We start from the raw sequence: 19,793 nt of genomic DNA, 5'->3' as shown, positions 1-19,793 counted from the left end.
ATTTATAAGTCCTGATCAAAAACTGCCTAATACTTGAGTTTTGATTGAAATTTTGTATCTCATTTACCTTCTATTGTGGATCAAATATATTTGAAACTAAGTAATTAAAGGAGAGAAGTTTGGATAAGTTAAAGATTCTAATTATTAGTAATTTATATCCACCTCAAGTTATTGGTGGTTATGAGCGTCAAATAGCCGACTTTGCTCGGATATTAAATAGTCGTGGTCATGAGGTACTAGTTTTAACTAGCAATACTGAAGACTATACTTCTAACTCTACTTATAACAACCCTGAACCTGAAATTAAACGCTGTTTTCACCTGTGTGGAGCATGGACAAAACAAGGACCACAGGAATTTGCTTTTGAGCAAGTTGCAGTGCGGACGTTAATCAATCGTGAAATTCTAGCCTCAGAGTTACAAACTTTTCAACCAGATATTTGCCTTGCAGGAAATATTGATTTTTTTAGAGTAGAATTATTAGAAAAAATCCTGGCTGATGACATCCCCATAGTTCATTTTCTGATGAATTCTGCTCCTGGTTATATTGCTGAGTTAGCTCCTAAAAGTAGACTGTATCAATTCGTCACCTGTAGTAATTGGATTCGAGAGGGGTTAAAGCAACAAGGGTATCCGGCACAAACTGCTCAAACTATTTATCTGGGCGCACCTGTAGAAGAATTTTATCAAGCTGAATTACCACCCAGAGATAAATTACATATTGTTTATGCCAGTTTATTGATGCCTTATAAAGGGGCTGATGTGCTAATAGAGGCTCTGACTTTGTTGCAAGTAGAAGGTATGGAATTTACTGCTACCTTTGCTGGAGGAACTTTAATTCCTGAATTTGTAGATGAGCTAAAAGAATTCGTTAAATCTGAAGGTTTAGAAGAGCAGGTTAAGTTTACCGGGGTTTTATCTCGTCAAGAACTCAAGCAGTTGTATCGTACCCAAAATGTTTTAGTTTTACCTTCCCGTTTTCAAGAACCTTTTAGTATTAGTTTAATTGAAGCTATGTCTGCTGGGTTAACAATTATTGCTAGTAATACAGGAGGTTCACCAGAAGCCGTAGAGCATGGGAAATCAGGATTAATATTTGAGTCAGAAAATCCTTTAGACCTTGCTGATAATTTATATTACTTAGTTAATCATCCTAATGAATGGGAAATGATGACTAAAAATGGACAGCAGCGAGCATTATCTAAATTCAGTCTCAAGCATACAGTAGATCAATTAGAAGAGGCTTTGTTTAAGCAAGTAAATCTGTCTCAATATCTTACTTTAAAATGATAATTTGTAGGGTTGGCAGTTAGTACCTACCCTATAATACTTTCAACATCTAAAATTTTAGATATTATTCAATTCACAGAATGTAATAACTTCACTTATAAATTTTGCTATTGCAACTTTATTCTCAATTTCTAAAATAATTCTGGCACAAATATAAGGCGATAAAGCTTGCCATTGAATTTTGGATAAATCCTCTAGCATTGAAATTTCTAGTTTCTCAATATCTAATTCTTCTTCTATCATTAGATTCATCAAAATACTAGAGACTAAAATATTAGCATCATTAATCTCTATGTTATTTGTATTGATTAAAAGAGTGATACGTTCGCTATCATGATGAAGCGCCAAGGTTTTAATTACTCGTTGTAATTCTAAACAGATTCTCTCTTCTGCCTGTGACCAATCGGGAAAAATAATATAATTAATTTCTCTTAAATTTAAATGTAAAAGAGTAGCATCAATTAAAGCCGAACTAACTTCATTAGCCATTTCTGAGAGAAAAAAGCATTTAACTTGTTTTAAACCTGCACTGATGAGTGAACTACGAATATTCGGCTTCTGCACATCACAAAGTGCATTTATCATACTATCTACATCATTATCATTCACATATATTGCAGCTTCTCCAGTTAATTCTATAATTGCAGGATTGTTGCTAGTAATTACAGGACATCCACAAGCCATCGCCTCTAGTACTGGTAATCGAAAAGATTCATAATTTGATGTATAAACCAGCGCCATAGCAGCAGAATAAGCAGTTGCTAACTCTTCTTCATTAAGTTGCAAGATATGGACTAAACTCCCTGATGTACAGGTTCTTAGATCAGATGATAATGTTGAATCACTACCGATACAAACAACATCAAATCCCTTTTTACTAGCTAGTTGAGCGAAAGATTGGAAAAATAAAATACTATTCTGATAACCTCTATCACCAGCAACAACAAGAAAGTAAGGTTTAGAAATACTATATTTAGACTGAAATGTATTAATTTTATCTAGGGTGGCAACTGAGAAATTCTGATGATCAATACCAATTGCAACAATAGTTACTGTTTTTAAAGAAATATCTGGAAAAAATCGAACTAAATCTTTTGCAGTATTTTGAGAAAAAGAAAGATAAGCTGTTGAATTTTCAATTGCGTGATGCTTTGCTTTCCACATAGGATGATTTAAATCCCATTCCATGAGTTCTGGTAGCATATCGTATGCTATGAACACAGAAGTAGTTTTTGTCGGTATTGTATAGTAAGTTGATATGAATACATCTATTTCTTCTGTATCGCAGACTTGTTGAATAAGTTCTTGATCTTGTTCGGCATTATGATAATCATAATATGGTAAACTTACATATCTAATTCCTGGTAGCTTAGGTGCTGTTTCACCCCTATCAATCAAGATAATATATTGGGCAAAGCCATTATTGAGCCACTCTTGGAATAGAGATTTCCAAATCAGAGAAATCCCATTAGGTGAGAATTGGAAACAGATACAATCAATTAAAATTTTAGGTAATAGTTTATGACTATTATATGAGGCTTGAATAATCTGTCTATTATTACTGCTTTTTTTAAATAACTCTTCTGCATAAAAAACCTGTTCATGTAACTCTTCTGGTGATTTTAAATACTTAGCACCGAGATAGTAATCTACTACCTGCATCTGTTCGGATGTTGTGTAAGTTTGTGGATTTTGGAATAAAGACTTGAGAACGTCCAGTCTTTCTACTGGTGTCGTACTCACATCTCGTTTCAGGATATCATCACTTTTAGCGTTATAAAAACAATTAGATAAATCAATATAAAAATATGAGCAACCTGATTTAATAGAAAAAAATAAATTCGATCCTATATCATTACTAGCTGCATAAATATGTGTGGAACAAAGATGATAAAAGCGAAATAAAAAATCTTTATCAAACATATGACCTGCTGAGACAATTTTCATGCCTCGTCTTAGAAAAGGCAAATGTCTCCCAAGCTCAAAGTCTCTCCAGTACATACACACTGTAACTGGTTGATATTCTTCACTTAAATTGTTTAAATATTCTGCTATGCTTTCCCAGTCGAATTGTACAGTAACATGATGTGTAGAATGTGCAGGAAAAAAAATTGTACCTTTTCTCTTTGACTGTGGATGTTGTTTTAGCAATTCCAGCAGATATAAGAATGGTGATGCAGAAGGAATAATAACTTTATTGGCTGCATACTTTTGGTTTAATTGGATATAAGTTTGTTCATGATAGGGAGGATAAGCAAAAATTACAGGTAAGGGAGAATGTATTTCTGCTTCCCATATAGTATCTGTAAGATACGGACCATGTGGAACTACTGCTTTGAGAGCATAGGTGGCGGGCAAATTCACATATTTTTTTAAAATGTAATCATGTCCATAAAAGATATTTCCAGAAAAAATCTCATATATTGGAAATTGACGTTCAGAGCAGATTTGATAAAGATTATTTTGGCTGGATAAAGTCTCTTGTAATGTTAACATAATTATTTTTTGAATGATGTGTCAAATAATTCCCAAGTTACTGGTGTACCTTTTTTCAGATTCTGTTTAATTGTTTTACCAAGAAATATGTCATAGTATTTTGGAGGTAAACCAAGACCAGGGCGAACTGATTTAAGATTCTCTGATGTAAAGACTTCTCCTGCTTGCATATCTTTTGCCACATAGAGCGATCGCCTAAAAGTCAAAGAATCTTTCTCAGCTTCAGTTGCTCCATATTGTATATTACCCATTGCTTGCCACGCTCTTTCACTTTCAATCACCAATTGTTGCATTTCTTCAGGTTCCATTGAAAAAGCAGAATCAACACCACCATCAGCCCGACGCAATGTAAAATGTTTCTCAATGAATGTAGCCCCTAGCGCCACACTAGCTATAGCTACACCAATTCCCATACTATGATCTGATAAACCTACCTGGATATTGAACAAGTCACGTAAATGGGGAATTGTGAGCAGGTTAGTATTTTCTGGTGTTGCGGGATAAGTACTGGTACATTTAAGTAATATTAAGTCCTGACATCCGGCTTCTCTTGCAGTTATAACTGTTTCATCTAGTTCTGCTACTGTGGCCATTCCAGTAGAAATAATCATGGGTTTACCAGTGCTGGCAACTTTACGAATTAGTGGTAAATCAGTATTTTCAAAAGAAGCGATTTTATAGCAAGGAACTTCTAAAGATTCTAAAAAATCTACAGCAGTAACATCAAATGGAGTGCTAAAACCAATGAGTCCCAACTCTTTGCATTTGTCAAATATTGATTTGTGCCATTCCCAAGGTGTGTAAGCTTGTTCATATAGCTGATATAGTGAATTGCCATGCCATAAACTATCAGGATTATTAATGTAAAATTCACCCTGATTTATGTCCAAAGTCATAGTGTCTGCTGTGTAAGTTTGGATTTTAATAGCATTAACTCCAGCTTTAGCAGCGGCTTCAATTATTTCTAAAGCTCTTTCCAGAGATTGGTTGTGATTACCAGACATTTCAGCAACCACAAATGGGGGATAATTTTTCCCAATCTTGATCCCGGTAGTATTAATTTCTGGCTGGTAATTGTTCAAATTGATTCCTACCTATCTAATATTAAATGAACTGCTGGATGTCCTTTTTGTGTGGTTATATCCATACTCTGAAAACCAGCCTTAGTAAATGTCTTAATCGACGATTGATTGCTGGGTTTAATATAGGCATGAATTCTAGTTATATCTTGTTCCTGAAAAAGTCGTTCTTGTGCTATCTTCAGCAAGTGACTACCATAACCTTGATAACGAAAATTATGATCAATACTAATTGATATAATAGCTTGATTATTTTCTATATCATATCTAACTTGCCCAATAGATAAATTTTGGTAATTTGTAACAATATAGAACACACAATTTTCAGATGTCAGTTTGCTATTAAACCATTGAACATGATCTTCCCAAGCAATGGGGTCTGAAGCAAAAGAAGCTGCGCGTACTTCTGGATCATTTGCCCATTCCCATAACAATTTACAATCTTCTTTACATACACTACGTACTTTTAATAAATCCTTTTCTATATAAGTTAAAACCCGTTGGCTGCCTTTAGCATCTACTAATTTTTGGCTAAATTTAGTCATTTCTGCTCGTAGATTTGCAGATATGATTAATTGATCAATTGCTGATGATATCTCAGTAATATTAACATCCTGATAGTATCCAAGATTGATAGCTATTCCTAACTCATTTAATTTTTGAGCAATCGCTCTTTGGTTTTCTGCCAAAATTAAAATTAAACTGGGTAAACCCATAAAAGCTAATTCCCAGCAAGTGCTACCACCAGCAGAAACCGCTAAATCTGCCCAAGCCACTAACTCAGGCATATTTGTCACATTCTTTTCTAACCGGATAGGAAACTGCGATTTTTGTGAGGCTAATTTCAGTTGCTCATAATAGAGGTTACTTCCTCCTACAATAACTACGGTTTCTAGTTCATTATCTTCTAAGTTTTGTAAAGCTGTAATTACCTTTAAAGTAACATTGTCAGGGTCAGCACCTCCCATTGTCACAAGTATTTTTTTTGCTATCGGTGGATTTATTCTTTTCCATCCTTGCCACTGCCAAAACTCACGTCGTAACAGCGCATAATCTGTACCAAGTAACAACTGAGTATAAGGTTCTCGATTATAGTAAAACTTTTCATTAGCAGTAATATTTTGATTTAAAACTAAATCAGCATAGTAATGATTTGCGTGACCATAATCATCAATAGATAGAAGGTTTAGTCCCCTGTCTTTAATTATTTTTTGATAATCAGCACCAAAATTATAACCATCTACTACAACCCATTGACAATTCAACTCTTTGGCTAGATTAGATGTTTCTTGAGCATCCTGAACACTTCCTGACAAAGATCGGAGATAAACAACTTCTATGGATTGACCGATTAAACGATCAGCAAAAACTGATGCCGTATCATTGATATAAAAAATTACTTGCCATTCTTTTTTTTGGCATTTTTGTGCTAAAGCCAAGCATCGCATTAAGTGACCTGTACCAATTTTGCTTGAAGCATCTGCACGAATTAATATATTCATTTAAGGCTTCCTAGCAACTAGCATCATATTAGATGAAAGTAAATTTGCCGATAAAAAAAATTGAAATGCTTCACCTTTACTATCCCATTCATCTATTAAAATCTGTTTTAAAAAAGGTTGATTACTCACATCAAATTCACCAGCAATAATTTTATTGCGTACTAATTCAGCATCTAATTTTCCTGGAGTTTGTTTTTCAATCACTTCAAAACCACAAGACTCTAATAAAATTGTTAAAGAGTTAATATTAAATAAATTAATATGTTCATTATCCACAGCATTAGAAATATTGCCCAATGTGACTATATCAAAGCCCTTGACATTCGGACAAGTTAAAATAAATATTCCTCCTGAAACTAGCACTTCATAACATTTTAATACAAACCCTTGAGGAGAAAATAAATGTTCTATAACCTCAAAATTAACGATTACATCAATCTGGTTATTACTAAAATCAATTTGCTCTATGGGTTTTTCAATCACTTCTATACCCCGACTGCGACAAGTTTCCGCCAGATCAGGAGTAGGTTCTACACCGATTACTCTTTGGAAAACACCTGTTTTTTTAATCTCCTCACAAAAAATACCAAATCCTGCTCCTACTTCCAAAATAGTATTAGTTGAGACATTAAATATCTGACAAATATCAAGAACTTTTGCAACTCTGGGCTTAAAAATTTTTTCTCTTCTTGCTGATTCAGAAGCTGGAAATATATATCTATTCCAGTAAGCATAATTTTCCGAATATTGATAATACTCCTCTAAATGTTCTGGTCTAGGTCTGGGATTGGCATATACTGTTTCACAGTCTCGACAACTTACAAACTGAATCTCGTATTTTTTATAAATTCTATAATTATCTACTGAATTACAAGCAGGACAAGGGACATCTATAAAATTATTTTTGTATTTGAGTAAGCGATTAATATCAACAGTCAATCTTTCAGATTGACCTTGCATTAACCCTTGAGGCCGAATGTCATTTTCTTTAAACATAAATGTTAACCTTATTAATTAAGCAAGTATTAATCCATTATCAGTAATTAATTTCAGAAAATCTTGTTGATATTTATGGTCTTGCAAATAATAATAGCTTGGGCGACTGTAAATAAATTTTTTATAGATAAAAACATGATCATTATTTACACTACAAGCAAAAAACAGCGCAAATTTACGCTTTGAATCTGGTATTGATTCTACAGAACAATTGGTGGGTAAAGAGGCTTTATGGTGAATCCTAAAATCAAATAAAATTAAATCACCAACTTTACTCGGAATTGAATAAATGTAGGGTGGTGGTGTAATCTTTGACCAAAATTCATGAGCTTCCCTGTTTGTAGTTAAATCAGGATATAGATGAGAACCGGGAATCACATCAAGTCCACCACCATATTCATCATTATCTTGAAGATAGATAGCTACTTCTAACATTAAATAATCAGATTGCCATTGAAACTGGTGTCCAGCAGCTTCTTGTGAGGTTGTATCTTTATGCCAAGTTGAATAAAAAGATGTATGTGCTGCCATCTCTGGCAAATAAACAAAGTTTTCTCCTAAAATAGATTTTAAGACAGAAACAATTGGTGGGTGTATGAGTAACCACCGAAACTCAGAATATCGATTACAAATATCAAATCGCAAATTATTAGTATCTCCTTCAAACTCGATTGCTGAGTTAAACAAGTTAATCAGAGAATTTCTAATTTCTATAACTTGTTCTTGTGTTAATACCGATGGAATAAGCAGAAATCCATCTTTATGAAACTGTTCTAGTTGATTCTTATTAAGCATATTCAAAAATCTACCTTGGGTGATTAAATTTAAGTGCTCAACCAATCTTTATTTAGTTATTAACTCTGATGAACTAGCCCATAAGCTGAAGATTCTCCCCAAATATTATCTTTTACCCATTGTCCCTTTTCAATTCGCCACACACGAAAATCACGGAATGAATCACAAATGTAGTCAAATTCCATCTCTGTCATATTGACATACTTCAGCCAACGTTCTAAATCTCGACGTGGTTTGACATGATCATATTTACGTACCATTGCAATACCTTCTTCTCGGCTCATTATACCGCCTCTAATATCTTTGCAAGCATGATCAGAACCACGTCCGTAACCAAATTTTACGAATTTTAAGTAATCATGAATGCCATTTTCATGCATATCATCTAAGTTGGAAATTTGACGATAAGTACGTTCAAAAGGTTGCTGTGCAGCTTGCCAACCATATAGATCCATAACTAATTTTGAGTGTTCGTTTGCATCCCAATTAACAAAATTACTGAGATAAACACCACGGACATCTACTTCATCAATCTCTTCATCTGAAGGATATTTAGCCCATAATAAATCTTTACTTGTTAAGCCTTCTTTTAGTTCTGAGCGACCATTTTTTTCTAATCCTTCATCAGTAAAATCATACCAATCATATCCACGCAAAGCGTGTTCTAAGCGAAACTTAGCTGTAAACTCTACAAGGTCATTATAGGAATACATTCCTCCCAAATCCATAAAACCATGTTCACCCCACAAAATTAAAGGCACTTTGTAACGAACTGCTACTTGAATCGGTACTGTAAAAATGCCGCAATGTCCATGCCAATTCATATCGCCTTGCAACTTAAAGCCAATACGATTCATTTGAATGAGAGTGTCTACATTGGGACGAACAATAATATGATCACAATCAAAAACCTCTCTCATTCTATAGAGATTATACTCACCTTCTGGAAGATAATTATTACCGTGATAAGTCACTAAAAGAGGCTTTAACCCTAATTCTTTAACTGCGATATGCGTTTGAAAGTAACTATCTTTACCTCCACTGACAGGAATAACAATATCATAATTGCTCTCAGAACGATATTCTTCAGTTAGTTCTTTTAGCCATTCCCATCTTTGTTGCCAATTTATGTTTTTTTTCTGATCATGAATAACACATCCAGAACAAACACCATTTTCATCAAAACTTAGTGGTGTAGCACTAATAGCAGGATAAACACATTTAGTACAATATTGAACAGGCATAGTTTACTTTTATTTCTGAATTTTGAATAAACGAACTTCAATACCAGCTTTTGCTAATGCTCGCTTTCCACCTCTATCTGATAATTCCTTAAAATGCCAGATATTGGCAGCAGCTACCGCAGAAGCACCAGCTTTGATACCTTCTGCATAATGTTCATATCGTCCGACACCACCACAAGCAATTACAGGAATCTGGACTTGAGAAGTCACAGTTTTAATTAATTCAATATCATAACCTTGTCCAGTACCATCACGGTCAATACTATTTAATAAAATTTCACCTGCTCCTAGTCTTTGTGCTTCTTTCGCCCAATCTTCTGGTTTTAGTCCTGTAGATTTACTACCACCTTCAATAAAGACTTCTGTTTTTCCATGAGGATGTCTTAATACATCTATACTAACTACAATCGCCTGACTGCCAAATGTCTTTGCTCCTTGGGTAATTAATTCTGGATTGGTTACAGCTGCTGTATTAATAGCAATTTTATCAGCACCTCTACTAATTACTTGACGCATATCTTCAACTGTGCGAATTCTTCCTCCCCATGTTAAAGGCATAAAACAAGTTTTACTAACTTCATCTAATATTGCTAAAGAATCTGTTAAACCCTTAACTTTATGATCATCTCGTCGTAAATCGTATTGATCATCTTTACTAATATCTAAATAAATTAACTCATCAACATTCCATTCATTAAAACGTTTTACTTCATAAATTGGATTGCCAATATTTTGGTGAATTTTAAATAATTCACTACGAACTAGCAAGCCATTTTTTAATAATAAGATAGGAATAAGTCTTTTTCTAAGCATTTTATTTTTTACGTTAACTTAACAAAGTTTTTTAAAACCTCTATTCCTGCATTTTGACTTTTTTCAGGATGAAATTGAGTTGCATATATATTGTCTTTTTCAAGACTAGCAACAAAATCTGAGCCATAAGCAGTCAAACCGCTGATGACACCTTCATCTTCTACATGAAACACATAACTATGTACAAAATAAAAAACTTGAGACTCACTCAAGTTCTGATAGAGACAATCTTTTTTGACGAAATTAACATCATTCCAACCAATATGAGGAACTCGAATAGAGTCATCATGAACTTCTAAACGATTTACTTTACCTGGAATCCAGTTTAAACCTTGATGTAACCCATATTCAGTTCCTATAGTTGCTAATAACTGCATACCCAAACAAATACCTAGAAATGGCTTACCTTTTTCTCTTATCTCTTGTTCCAAAACTTCTATCCAACCACGAACTTCGAGATTTTCCATTCCATCACCAAAAGCCCCAACACCAGGTAAAACTATGTGACTAGCTTGATATAAATCTTCTGGATTTTGAGTAACATTTATAGAACAATCAAAAGAGGCAAAAGCATTAGCAACTGAACGCAAATTCCCCATACCATAATCGATTATGGCAACTTCACAGTGTGTCATATAATTCAAGTTTTTTCTCCATTAACACCCAAGTTGTGTTATCCCACGCAGGGTCTATTTTATTCCAAAGGAAACCATAGTCAATTACTTTAATATTATCACTATACTGTTCAAGTAACTCGCCAGCAAAATCACGCTTAAATAATTTGCTTTCATGTCCTCTGTAATTAATTTCTACAGGCACAGGATTATAGTATTCGTTGATTAAAATATATCTAGATGATAATTCATACATTTTTTGATAAACCAAAGGTAAATCATCTGGGTTAATATGAATTAATACTCCACAAGTAAAGACTAAATCAAATTTTATATTAACTTCCAATTCTTGAATTGATGATTGTATAGATTGGATAATTGCAATTTTCTCTAATTCTATAAAAGCAGACTGATTTAACTCAACTCCAGTTAACTCAAAATTGTGACTCAAATTTGCTATTGCTTGTAAGTTATGACCTCGATTAGCACCTAACTCACAAATAGTTTTAATTCCATAAGTCTTTTGTAAAATTTTAGCAAAAAAAGGTTGGCGTTGTTCCAAATCAATTATATTTCTCTCTGTATAGCCTGTGCCAAAATCTCCTTCCCAAAATAATTCTTGTTCCGTTTTTATTCTCATAATTTTATCCTTAATTTTTTAATATTTTTTGCTCTATATGCGTATTTATTAACAAGAGTTCTGGATTCTCTTCTAAAAAATCTACTACCTCATCAGTTGTAAAAATTTCTCCTTCACGATATAAATTCTTATATATTTCTTCTATCAATTTCCAATCATCTTCAGTATCTAAAGTCCAACGATAATCAGATAAATCATCATTATTATTTTGATTATGTAAACTAAAGATTTCTGGATGTTCATAAATATAAGGTGTAACGTGTTCTCTTTGATAAGGTTGGCGAGATTCTTGAAAGGCTTTTTCTAAAATATTAAAGGTAAAAACTTCTGCATCTAAACCACGAGGATAGCTGCGACGGAGACAGTTACTAAGGTAGTCTATTTCTAAACCATCCTTTGTTTCATTAATAAAATATTCCAACATTCCTGTTAAAACTTCTGAATCAAATAAAGGACAGTCAGAAGTCACTCTCACAATTACGTCTGCTTGATATTTTTTAGCAGCTAAATAATAACGTTCTAAAACATTTTTTTCACTGCCTCTAAAGCACTTTACATCACATTTTTCTGCTTCTACCACAATGACATTATCTGCCAAAGATGTCGTAGTCGCAACCACAATTTCATCTACTAATAAACAAGCTTTAACCCTGGAAATTACATGAGACAACACGGTTTTATCACAAAGTTTTTTCATTACCTTTCCAGGTAAACGAGTAGAACCCATTCGGGCTTGAATAATTGCCACAGTTTTCATAGCAAAATCTCTTGTAATTCTGTTACTACCTGATCTTGTTTTTCTAGACTTAAACCATAATATAAAGGAATACTAATAGCTTCTTGATAATATTTTTCTGAGTTAATAAAATCTCCTTTTTTAAATCCTAATTGTTGATAATAAGGCTGAAAATGTAGAGGAATGTAATGTAAATTTACTCCAATTCCAGCTTGATGCAATTCTTCAAAAACCTGTCTATGACTTTTAGTAATTTTATCAAGTTTTAAGCGAATTACATATAAATGCCAACTAGACTCTGTATCTGGATGTTGCCAAGGTAATGTTATGGGTAAATTTTGCAATAACTCATCATATCTTTTCGCTAAAAACCGACGACGTTCAACAAACTCATCTAACCGATTCATTTGACTAACACCTAATGCTGCTTGAATATCAGTTATCCGGTAATTAAAACCTAATTCCAATTGTTGATAATACCAAGCACCGTGAGATTCACCTTGCATAAAATCTGGATTTCTGGTAATTCCATGACTTCGCAATCTAATTAATCTTTGATATAATTCCTCTTGATTTGTTAATACCATTCCTCCTTCACCAGTGGTAATAATTTTGACTGGGTGAAAGCTAAAAACTGTCATATCAGAAAATTCACAACAACCAACAGATTTTTCTTGATATTTTGCTCCAATAGCATGGGAAGCATCTTCAATAATTTTAAAATTATACTGTTTTGATAAGGCATAAATTTGATCCATTTCGCAAGATTGTCCGGCAAAATGTACAGGTATCAATACTTTTGGTAAACCATCTTTTTTAGCAGCCGAAACTAATTTAGTTTCTAATTCTTCTATACTCAAATTATAGGTGTTTGCATCAATATCTACAAAATCAACTTCTGCACCACAATATAAACCACAATTAGCAGAAGCGACAAAAGTATTTGGGGATGTCCAAAGTATATCTCCTTTACCTAAATTAGCAGCTAAACAAGCAATATGTAATGCGGCTGTGGCACTGGAAACAGCTACCGCATATTTCGCACCACAATAGTTAGCAACTGCTTTTTCAAACCTTTCTATAATTGGTCCTTGAGTTATCCAATCTGATCGCAAAACTTTAACTACGGCATCAATATCTGCTTGATTTATATCCTGCCTACCATAGGGAATATAGTTACTCATGATTTTAGAATATCTAGCAGTTGAAAACCTGTCAGCCATTCCGTATTTGTTTCTGAACTATATTCAAAACCGTCAGGAACTGCGACTCCTTTTTCACCTAAAGCATTAAAAATATAATCAACAGTATGACTATATTCAATAGTAGGTTTAATTACATAATGATCTGCAAATTCTAAGGCTAAGTGTGACGATTCTTTGGAAAACATAGCTTCATGGAGTTTTTCTCCTGGTCTAATTCCAATAATTTTAGTGGGTATTCCTGGTGCTAAAGCTTCTGCTAAATCAGTCATTGTCATCGAAGGAATTTTAGGAACAAAAATTTCTCCTCCTTTCATTCTGGTAAAGCTATTCAATACCAAATCTACTGCTTGTTGGAGGGTAATCCAAAAGCGTGTCATCCGGGGATCTGTAATGGGAATTTCTGCGGCTTTTTCTTGAATCAGTTTTTGGAAAAAAGGAACAACTGAACCTCTTGAACCTACTACATTTCCATAACGCACTACAGAAAAACGAGTTTTCATATCCCCTGCAATATTATTGGCAGCTACGAAAAGTTTATCAGCAGCTAATTTTGTGGCACCGTAAAGATTAATGGGATTAACTGCTTTATCTGTGGAAAGAGCAATTACTTTGTCTATTCCTTGTTCTAGGGCAATGTTGATAACATTATTTGCGCCATTAATATTAGTTTTAATACATTCCATTGGGTTGTATTCAGCCGCAGGAATTTGTTTTAAAGCTGCTGCATGAACTACATAATCAACTCCTCGAAAAGCTAACTTTAAGCGATCGCTATCTCGCACATCTCCTATAAAATAGCGCATGGATGGTGAGTGAAACTCCTGTGCCATTTCATACTGCTTTAGCTCATCTCGTGAATAAATAATGACTTTTCGAGGCTGATATTTACTCAAAATTGTCTTGACAAATTGCTTGCCAAACGATCCTGTCCCACCTGTTATTAAAATAGATTTATCATTAAACATTTATTCACCTATCTCAAAACTGCTTAGAGAAGTTTTTATCTTTTAATCTGACTAAAAAATTGCTAATTTGTCTATTTTTTATTATTGGGTTGTTGTTCCCCTATTTTTCTCTTTGTATCCACCAAAATAGTCTGATAATCCTGCCTATCTGGATGCTGCTTGACTAGTTTTTCCATGAGTGCGATCGCACCTTGCTTATCCCCCGACTGTAACCGGATTATAGATAATTTCTCTAGCGCTACTTGATTATTTGGTTCTCGCTGCAAAACCAACTCATAACCTTTTACCTGTTTTTGTAGTTCAGTTTCCACCGATTGTACTGGTGATGATGGGGTACTTTCCCAAGCCTTTTGTATAGTAGTTACACCCCCAAAAAGTATTGAACCACAAAATGAAAACAGTCCAAGATATGTAACAATTCTTTTCTTGCGTTCAATCTGCTTACTACGCTTAAGCAAGTAATCGTCGCTGGAAATTGCCATTCGTTAAAGTTTACTGCGGCAAATACTTAACTAACCGCAATCTTTCTCTCCTAACTATCAGATTACCCATAACCGCACGAAAACTATCATCCATAGCGAAGCAGATAAAGAATTAAGAACCACAGGGAAATCTCCAGAAGTTTGCTATCGTGTAGATAGTGTTGAAATTTGAAAGTTGAAATTCATCTCAAATTCAATACTTGCAAAGATTATCACCTGTCAAAAAACTGCGAAACAGCCCGTAAATTATGGGTTTTGCCCCCAAAATAAAATTTTCCCATTTCTCTGAAACTGCGCTATCATGGCAATTCTCAGGACTAGTAAATTTTGAAAATTGGCTATGGCGATAGCTGCACTCTCTCTGATGGCGCTTAGACTTCTGCGTAAGCTCAGTCGATTGCTTCCCTGGAGGGGTAAAGTGTAGGCATGGCTGTTCAGTACAACTAGTATTCTGTGGTCGTAATTACCGTACAAAACCGAATTTACTAGTAATTGACTAGATTTTGTTATGGTATACTAAAAAGGTTAAGACATACTTTGCCAAATATAAAGCGCCCTACGCACCAGTAACATTTGCCAACCGGAAAGTAGTTTTAATTTAGGCATTCATCCAAATAAAATCAGTAATACATCGAGTTTATGACTCAGCAAGTAATTCACACTATGGTGAAATTGCAGCGTAACGTGCAATCACTCGTAGAATCAAATATTATCAAGCCCACCGATAGCATCTGGAAAATTGCCTTGCTATATGGTAATGACTGGCAGCATTGGAAACAGGAATTGGAAGACTTTGGCTTTAGTGTGCAAGATCCAATTGCTGACCTACTAGCTGTGGAAAATTGGGACGACAACTAAATCGCTAAATATCTAAAAACTATAAGAGCTATATCTAAGTATTTAAATCAGTAATGATATGGCATTATAGTGACTTGGAATACTTGCAACCAGTAAGTCATCAACACAGGCATCTTGACTAAGGCGGTAAATCATGATTCAAACCTTACCGAAAACCAAGCTAGTAAGCTTTGAGGAATTTATTCAATGGAAACCAGAAGATAAATTCTATGAACTGCATGATGGGGAAGTTGTCGAGATGAATCCACCATTGGGGAAACACGAAAGAAGTACTGGGTTTTTGTCTAGAAAACTAACAGTGGAGTTTGACAGGCTCAATCTTCCCTACTTTATCCCCAAACAGGCATTAGTTAAACCACCGACAAGCGAATCAGCTTATTCCCCAGATGTTTTGTTGATAGATCCTAGAAGCTTGCTCAATGAACCTCTCTGGGAGAAAGAATCAACAGTTACTAAAAGTGATTCAGTCCCATTACTCATAGAAGTTGTCAGTACAAATTGGCGGGTTGATTACTATAGAAAATATAGTGATTATGAGGAAATGGGAATTAAGGAATACTGGATAGTAGATTACCAGCCTTTTGGTGCTTCTAAATTCGTAAGTGACCCCAAACAGCCTACTATATCAGTTTGTTCTCTAGTTGGGGATGAGTATGAAATCAACTCATTCAGAGGTGATAACCGCGTAATTTCACCTACTTTCCCAGAATTGAACTTAACTGCTAACCAGATTTTTCTAGCTGGTAGCTGAAATTAATGCCTTAGCCAATTCTTTGGCACTTTGATAGCGATCGCGTGGTAGACTTTCCGTAACCCGCTCAATCACTTCTCTGAGTTGGGGTGTAATAGTAGGAACACTTCTGACATCAAAGCCAAAAGCCCTTCCCCTTTGACGGTAAAACTTCAGAGGATTTTCCCCTGTAAGTAAAAAAATCATTGTTGGTCCAATAGCATATAAGTCTGATTGTGTCAATGGTTGTCCTCGTTCCTGTTCAGGAGCGCAGTAACCTTCTGCACCAATTCTTGTCCCCGGTGCGGTTCCGGTTTCCTTGACAGCACCAAAATCTAACACCACCACACGATTGTTAGCACTCCGCACCATCAAATTAGCAGGTTTAATATCACGGTGAATTAGTGGCGGTTCTTGACCATGAAGATACTCTAAAATATCACAAGTTTGCACCATCCAAGCGATCGCTTGATTGGGCGTAACAGGCCCAGTATTATATATACGTTTTTCTAAATCTTGTCCATGAATTAATTCCATAGCCAAGTATTTTTTCCCATTTTCCACAAAAAAATCGTAATACTTAGGAATTCCCGGATAATTAAGACATTTTAGAGCATTAGCTTCCCGTGCAAATAATTCCTGAGCTTTAGCAATTCTAGCCATATCAGCATTCATTTCCTTTAATACCAACAGTTGCGGTAGACCCGTACTTAAACCGGTAGCATCCCAAGCTAAGAAAGTAGTACCCATACCTCCTTGTCCCAGAGTTCGTAAAACCTGATAATGGCGAATTTGCTGTTTAACTGAGAGCGGTTGGCCGCAGTGAACACAAAATAAATTAGCTGGAGAGTTACCTTCGTGAGTACAAGCAGCACTGGGGTTTTGAGTTTCCTTGTGCATTGGCTGCCAAGGTGAAGCAGTTGGTTCTGGTGTATCTTGAAGTTGGAATTTGAGTAGAGGACCTCCCTGTGCTAATTCCAGAAAAGAATCATCTGGCAGTGTACTTTTAGTTACAAGAGTACCATTCAGAAAAGTGCCATTTGTGCCTTGACTGATTACCTGCCAAGCATCACCCTTACTACCAGAACTCAATTGCTTAAGTTCGAGATGATACCGTGAAACCAAGCTATCATTTAAAACTACGTGATTATCCACCGCTCGACCAATGCGAATCACGGTGGAACCCTCAAAGCACCACTGCTTGAGTGGAATTTTATCTTGCGTGTCTAATAGGGTCAGAGTAACCACAATACAACCTAAAAGTTAAGAAATTCACAATCACAAATTTTCTCCAATGGAAAATTCACGCTGGTTATGGAACTGAAATTGCCAATGAGTTAATTTATGGAAAACTTTGTTGATTAGGGCATACTTTTACCCGAATAAGTATACCTGTAATGTTGTCATGGCCATTCTGTTCGTTGGCTAAATCAATTAAGTCGTTTAGACCTAATTCCAGATTAACGCCAGAACTAAGTAGCGGTTCCAGGTGAGTCTGCCAATGACTTTCTAATAAATCATTATCTGATAAACCGTCCGAAACCAACAGTAGCAGCGTATCTTCACGAATCTCGAAAAAATCTACATGAGGATGGAGAAAATTTGTATCTCGTGGTCCCAAAGCTTGAGTGAGTTGGTAGGCATCTGGACGAGCATAAGCTATGGTAGATTCTACACCTTTAGCAATTTCCCGTTGACCAACTTCGTGATCTACAGTGAGTTGTTCTAGTCCTCGCTTACGAGTGAAACGATAAAGCCGACTGTCTCCCACATGAGCAACTGCTAACTTAGTGTTTTGCATTAACAACATAACCAAGGTAGTACCCATGCGTCCAACACCAGAACGGGCATCTTGTTGATTGAGATTGTAAATCGTCTGATTAGCTAGAAAAACCGCTGATTGGATAGTTTCTGCTGTTGGTAGTTCCTCAGAAACCCAATTTTGTCGAAGATATTGTCGCACAGTCTTAACTGCCAACTCACTAGCCACTTCACCACTAGCGTGTCCCCCCATGCCATCACACAGAATATACATACCTCGTGCTTGCAAAATGCGACTTCTGGGTAATTCCAGTTTTTGCTGGCTGGTTTCAATGCCAAAATAGTCTTCGTTGTGATTGCGTTGACGACCTACATCAGTACGTCCTGTATTTTCTATACTTTTTAACTGCATGGACAGGATCATGGTTGGTGCGTCTTCGTTTTTATCAATATCCTCCCGATAATTATCTTGCAACATAGTTGGTGAAGTAGTATTATTGGTTGCGGTCGAACTCAAATCATCTTGGGATGGTGGTTCTAGCTCTATAGCTATATCTTGTAAACGCGATCGCAATTCTTCTAAAGTTTCAATCTTACCGACTTCTAAATCCTCCAAAATTTCCACAACCGAACCAAGCTGAGTACGTTGAGACTCTCTACAGATAGCGTGCCAAATCCGTCCCAAAGCCTTGATAGTTAAAGGCTCTTCCCCATCTGCTAACTGATCTCCAGGTGTTTCTAGATACAACCTTTGTAATCCCAGCGTTTGATCTTCATCTAGTCGTAGATTCGATAACTCCAACAAACTTTGGCGACAATTCACCCGTTCCAGTATCCCCCACAGTTGAATCATCTGATAACACCAGTGTAAAATCTGTAACGGATGGGTTTCCTGATCTTGCCAGGCATCTAGTAACAACTGCCAATGGGAACGGTCCTCAATTAAAACAACCTGGATATTATCTTGCTGCCAAGCATCATGAATTAGTGGTATTCCCGGTGGAAGATCCGGTTGTAATGTCACATAAGCTTGAGCCAAAGGAGGAATGCCAATGACACTCACCGAAGGTACAATCAACCCCTGTGGTTCATTATCTAGCACTGCCTCAATAGGTGAGATTTGATAGGGTTGGCAATCTAAAACCCTGACTTTAACCTCAGTATTAGCAGCAATAACCTCTGGACTTGGTAACGGTTCCAATAATTGATAACGTTGCCCCCTATCTAAAAATAAGCCTACCGCAAATTGTGGCTGAGAGCTTGTATTTCCCTGATGTTGTGTTAATTTCCCATCTTCAACTTCTGAAACCGCAACAGGTGTTTCTTGGGTAATAATTGCCCACCAAATTGTGCCGCATTCAGCACCACAGTTTTGGCAGTGTTGCAGATCTAAAAGCACATCTGCGCTACATTTATGACAAGTTCTGTGAATTAAGGACGTGCCACATTTTTGACAGAACTTATTGTCATTAGGGTTTTCAAATTTACAGTGAGGGCAAATCAGCATATTGGAAATTCCTTGATTTTCCTTCTAAGATGCTTCTAGCCACTAATATCCAAAGTGCCACAATTAGCTGACCCTGAAGGC

At 35.6% G+C, this 19,793-nt stretch carries 18 protein-coding genes; 3 read left to right on the top strand and 15 right to left on the bottom strand.

Translation table 11 applies throughout. The features are described from left to right. The first annotated feature begins 119 nt into the window (after nucleotides 1-119). Complete coding sequence (locus tag VB713_RS02675; protein WP_323310040.1) at nucleotides 120-1,289, top strand: glycosyltransferase family 4 protein; 1,170 nt, start codon at nucleotides 120-122, stop codon at nucleotides 1,287-1,289. Nucleotides 1,290-1,346: 57 nt separating this feature from the next. Here VB713_RS02675 and VB713_RS02670 read toward each other — a convergent pair whose 3' ends face one another. From VB713_RS02670 to VB713_RS02610, 13 genes are all read right to left on the bottom strand, one after another. Next, on the bottom strand, nucleotides 1,347-3,785 hold the full coding sequence (locus VB713_RS02670) for a glycosyltransferase family 1 protein (protein ID WP_323310039.1): 2,439 nt from the start codon (nucleotides 3,783-3,785) through the stop codon (nucleotides 1,347-1,349). Between the two features lie 2 nt (nucleotides 3,786-3,787). After that, a complete protein-coding gene (gene pseI / locus VB713_RS02665) occupies nucleotides 3,788-4,867 on the bottom strand; it encodes a pseudaminic acid synthase (protein ID WP_323310038.1) in 1,080 nt (359 codons plus the stop codon). 8 nt (nucleotides 4,868-4,875) lie between these two features. Continuing rightward, the gene (gene pseG, locus VB713_RS02660; protein WP_323310037.1) at nucleotides 4,876-6,366 is read right to left on the bottom strand and encodes a UDP-2,4-diacetamido-2,4,6-trideoxy-beta-L-altropyranose hydrolase; all 1,491 of its coding nucleotides are present in this window, start codon (nucleotides 6,364-6,366) and stop codon (nucleotides 4,876-4,878) included. Continuing rightward, nucleotides 6,367-7,362, bottom strand: a complete 996-nt coding sequence (locus VB713_RS02655) for a class I SAM-dependent methyltransferase (RefSeq protein WP_323310036.1) — start codon at nucleotides 7,360-7,362, stop codon at nucleotides 6,367-6,369. Nucleotides 7,363-7,380: 18 nt separating this feature from the next. Then, nucleotides 7,381-8,157 carry a phytanoyl-CoA dioxygenase family protein gene (locus tag VB713_RS02650; protein WP_323310035.1) on the bottom strand — a complete coding sequence of 259 codons (777 nt, stop codon included), beginning with the start codon at nucleotides 8,155-8,157 and terminating at the stop codon, nucleotides 7,381-7,383. 59 nt (nucleotides 8,158-8,216) lie between these two features. Beyond that, on the bottom strand, nucleotides 8,217-9,401 hold the full coding sequence (locus tag VB713_RS02645) for an N-acetyl sugar amidotransferase (protein WP_323310034.1): 1,185 nt from the start codon (nucleotides 9,399-9,401) through the stop codon (nucleotides 8,217-8,219). 9 nt (nucleotides 9,402-9,410) lie between these two features. After that, nucleotides 9,411-10,214: an imidazole glycerol phosphate synthase cyclase subunit gene (locus tag VB713_RS02640; RefSeq protein ID WP_323310033.1), complete on the bottom strand. Its 804-nt coding sequence runs from the start codon at nucleotides 10,212-10,214 to the stop codon at nucleotides 9,411-9,413. Between the two features lie 8 nt (nucleotides 10,215-10,222). Beyond that, entirely contained in the window at nucleotides 10,223-10,849 is a 627-nt protein-coding gene (gene hisH / locus VB713_RS02635) for an imidazole glycerol phosphate synthase subunit HisH (protein WP_323310032.1), read from the bottom strand. Further along, a complete protein-coding gene (locus tag VB713_RS02630) occupies nucleotides 10,836-11,468 on the bottom strand; it encodes a pseudaminic acid biosynthesis-associated methylase (RefSeq protein WP_323310031.1) in 633 nt (210 codons plus the stop codon). The genes hisH and VB713_RS02630 overlap by 14 nt, the downstream gene beginning before the upstream one ends. Before the next feature lie 10 nt (nucleotides 11,469-11,478). After that, a complete protein-coding gene (locus VB713_RS02625; protein ID WP_323310030.1) occupies nucleotides 11,479-12,225 on the bottom strand; it encodes a glycosyltransferase family protein in 747 nt (248 codons plus the stop codon). Beyond that, nucleotides 12,222-13,388, bottom strand: a complete 1,167-nt coding sequence (gene pseC, locus VB713_RS02620; protein WP_323310029.1) for a UDP-4-amino-4,6-dideoxy-N-acetyl-beta-L-altrosamine transaminase — start codon at nucleotides 13,386-13,388, stop codon at nucleotides 12,222-12,224. Before pseC ends, VB713_RS02625 begins: the two co-directional genes overlap by 4 nt. Continuing rightward, nucleotides 13,385-14,374 (bottom strand): UDP-N-acetylglucosamine 4,6-dehydratase (inverting), encoded by a 990-nt coding sequence (pseB, locus tag VB713_RS02615; RefSeq protein WP_323310028.1) that lies wholly within the window; start codon nucleotides 14,372-14,374, stop codon nucleotides 13,385-13,387. The genes pseC and pseB overlap by 4 nt, the downstream gene beginning before the upstream one ends. Nucleotides 14,375-14,445: 71 nt before the next feature. Continuing rightward, the gene (locus VB713_RS02610) at nucleotides 14,446-14,856 is read right to left on the bottom strand and encodes a tetratricopeptide repeat protein (RefSeq protein WP_323310027.1); all 411 of its coding nucleotides are present in this window, start codon (nucleotides 14,854-14,856) and stop codon (nucleotides 14,446-14,448) included. Nucleotides 14,857-15,495: 639 nt separating this feature from the next. On the opposite strand from VB713_RS02610, the gene VB713_RS02605 reads away from it, so the two are divergent. Then, nucleotides 15,496-15,714, top strand: coding sequence for a DUF4327 family protein (locus tag VB713_RS02605; RefSeq protein ID WP_015213596.1), 219 nt, complete (start codon nucleotides 15,496-15,498; stop codon nucleotides 15,712-15,714). A 133-nt stretch (nucleotides 15,715-15,847) separates the two neighbouring features. Further along, the gene (locus tag VB713_RS02600; RefSeq protein WP_323310026.1) at nucleotides 15,848-16,465 is read left to right on the top strand and encodes a Uma2 family endonuclease; all 618 of its coding nucleotides are present in this window, start codon (nucleotides 15,848-15,850) and stop codon (nucleotides 16,463-16,465) included. Here the strand turns inward: VB713_RS02600 and VB713_RS02595 are convergent. Further along, nucleotides 16,451-17,692: an FHA domain-containing serine/threonine-protein kinase gene (locus VB713_RS02595; protein WP_323310025.1), complete on the bottom strand. Its 1,242-nt coding sequence runs from the start codon at nucleotides 17,690-17,692 to the stop codon at nucleotides 16,451-16,453. The two genes, VB713_RS02600 and VB713_RS02595, sit on opposite strands and share 15 nt — an antisense overlap. A gap of 94 nt (nucleotides 17,693-17,786) precedes the next feature. Further along, entirely contained in the window at nucleotides 17,787-19,712 is a 1,926-nt protein-coding gene (locus tag VB713_RS02590; protein WP_323310024.1) for a serine/threonine phosphatase, read from the bottom strand. Nucleotides 19,713-19,793: the final 81 nt, after the last annotated feature.

Origin of the sequence: Anabaena cylindrica UHCC 0172, from assembly GCF_034931625.1 — a bacterium.
Lineage (GTDB): Bacteria > Cyanobacteriota > Cyanobacteriia > Cyanobacteriales > Nostocaceae > Anabaena > Anabaena cylindrica_A.
The sequence above is the reverse complement of the archived record's forward strand: the minus strand, read 5'-3'. Positions and strand labels throughout refer to the sequence as shown.